Source organism: Hominilimicola sp., assembly GCF_046972485.1.
GTDB classification, from domain to species: Bacteria; Bacillota; Clostridia; order UBA1381; family UBA1381; genus Hominilimicola; species Hominilimicola fabiformis.
In genome coordinates, this window is the sequence record NZ_JBKVWU010000216.1 from 1 (window position 1) to 1,548 (window position 1,548).

The 1,548-nt window shown below is 40.4% G+C and carries 1 protein-coding gene; it reads right to left on the reverse strand.

Translation table 11 applies throughout. From position 1 onward, the window contains the following. The coding region (locus ACLTU0_RS11895; protein ID WP_412322659.1) for a stalk domain-containing protein at positions 1 to 1,548 on the reverse strand (1,548 nt) is incomplete at both ends.

Consider the following 1,548-nt stretch of genomic DNA (forward strand, 5'->3'; position numbering starts at 1 on the left):
GTACAGATCCGATATATATTAATCTGTTGTCTGCGTCCCACTCAACCTTTTTACCGATAGATTCAGCAATAACTCTAAGAGGTATCAACATTCTGTCATTTACTACTTGTGCCGGAACGTCCATTTCAAAAGGAATATCATTAATCGTATATTCGCTCTTATCCAAAGTCATATTTACTTTATATCCGTTTCCCGAAAGTGTAACAGTCCTTGTCGAGTCATTATATCCAACGTCCATACCCAAGCTTTCAGCGATAAATCTAACCGGTACTAATGTTCTGTCATCAACAATTATCGGTGTAACGTCACTGTTTTCTGTATCAATTTGTACAATATTATTGCCGACATAGGCATTTGCGCAGTCAACTGCCAATTTTACACTTAATGCACCTGTTTTTGCGTTAATGTCATAGGTACCGTGCGAACCTGTCAAATCAGGGTTTGTGATTTTTTTGCCGTCTTTTATAACATATCCCTCAAACATAGGTACTTTTGTTGTTTCAGCACCAAGATAATAGCTTAAATTCGGCGGTTGATTGTAGTGGTTATTTTGTACCGCAACAGACGCTCTGTAATATGAATCATGCATTAATGTATTCAATTTATATGATGTAGGAATTGAAGTCGAGTATATTCTTATTTCCTTTTCATCTGCGGTTTTCCATACAATTTCTTCACGCCAGTCACCGAACAAATCCGCACTTATACAAGGTACTGCCTTTGTACCGCTGTTTGACGCGCAATCATCTGCCGTCATAAGCACGTCAATAGACTTGTCCTCCCAGTTATATTTTGATACGGTTGTACCGTCAAGCAATTCGCTAAGTAAATCACCGTCCCAATAAACCTTGAAATTCATCGGAATAGTTGCATCGCTGTCAACAGTACCGTCAAGTTTTCTGAATTTAAAACCATTCCATGTATCAGCTATATTTTCACCGCTGATATTGGCAGGAATTGTTGCAGTTGAGCCCCATACTTCAAAGCCTTTGTGTGTAGGGTCTATATCCGCCGAACGACTTCTGCCTGTATCTTTATTTTTGCTGTAACCCCATTGAACTTCACCTGTTCTTGCATCGTGATACTCGATATTTGCCATAAGCTGTGATGTTTCGTGACAAGCCCACGTCATATAGCCGTTAAAATCGGGATCTGTTTTTGCAACATCAAACGCATCTCCATGAGCCAATTTTTGAGCATTGCCGTCATTATCATATACCTTTACGGCATACATTTCACTTCCGTCATGGTCAATAGCCATAGGTCCGGATAATATTTCGTCTTTTCCGTCAAAATCAACGTCCACCGTTACAAGATTATGGTTGCACGCACCCCATATACTGTTTACGTCATCTTTGTTTTCGGTATTGTGTACCCAATCTTCTTTAAACTTTCCGTCCTCAATATGCCATGCTGCCGCTCTTACGTTATCCCACGCACCACGCACCATAACAACACTCGGTGTTACACCGTCAAGATATGCCAAGCCGAAAAGATAGTGGCTTGCTCTCTTTGTAAGACGTCCCGTATCACTGTATCTGTATGACC